The sequence below is a fragment of the Streptococcus bovismuti genome, from assembly GCF_042436615.2.
In the GTDB taxonomy this organism is placed as follows: Bacteria; Bacillota; Bacilli; order Lactobacillales; family Streptococcaceae; genus Streptococcus.
In genome coordinates, this window is record NZ_JBHMFR020000002.1 from 1 (window position 1) to 500 (window position 500).

Here is a 500-nt window from a genome sequence, read left to right on the forward strand (position 1 = left end):
AGGTTCGACTCCTCTAGGGTGCATTTTTCTATTTAACTCGGGAAGTAGCTCAGCTTGGTAGAGTACTTGGTTTGGGACCAAGGTGTCGCAGGTTCGAATCCTGTCTTCCCGATACATGGCGGTGTAGCTCAGCTGGCTAGAGCGTCCGGTTCATACCCGGGAGGTCGGGGGTTCGATCCCCTTCGCCGCTATAATGATCTTGTTGGACCTTTAGCTCAGCTGGTTAGAGCTCTCGGCTCATAACCGAGTGGTCGTAGGTTCAAGTCCTACAAGGTCCATTTGAATAGTATGGAGGATTACCCAAGTCCGGCTGAAGGGAACGGTCTTGAAAACCGTCAGGCGTGTAAAAGCGTGCGTGGGTTCGAATCCCACATCCTCCTTTTGTATTAACGCGGGATGGAGCAGCTCGGTAGCTCGTCGGGCTCATAACCCGAAGGTCGTAGGTTCAAATCCTGCTCCCGCAATAAGGCTCGGTAGCTCAGTTGGTAGAGCAATGGATT

At 52.4% G+C, this 500-nt stretch carries 5 tRNA genes; all 5 read left to right on the forward strand.

The features are described 5' to 3' along the window. The first annotated feature begins 38 nt into the window (after positions 1–38). The 5 genes from ACERDH_RS02850 (at position 39) to ACERDH_RS02870 (ending at position 464) form a co-directional block, all read left to right on the forward strand. Positions 39–112 (forward strand) — tRNA-Pro (locus ACERDH_RS02850). 5 nt (positions 113–117) lie between these two features. Continuing rightward, positions 118–191, forward strand: a tRNA-Met gene (locus ACERDH_RS02855). Positions 192–204: 13 nt separating this feature from the next. After that, positions 205–278: transfer RNA gene (locus ACERDH_RS02860), tRNA-Ile, on the forward strand. Positions 279–290: 12 nt separating this feature from the next. Then, a tRNA-Ser gene (locus tag ACERDH_RS02865) sits at positions 291–380 on the forward strand. Between the two features lie 10 nt (positions 381–390). Further along, positions 391–464, forward strand: a tRNA-Met gene (locus ACERDH_RS02870). Positions 465–500: the final 36 nt, after the last annotated feature.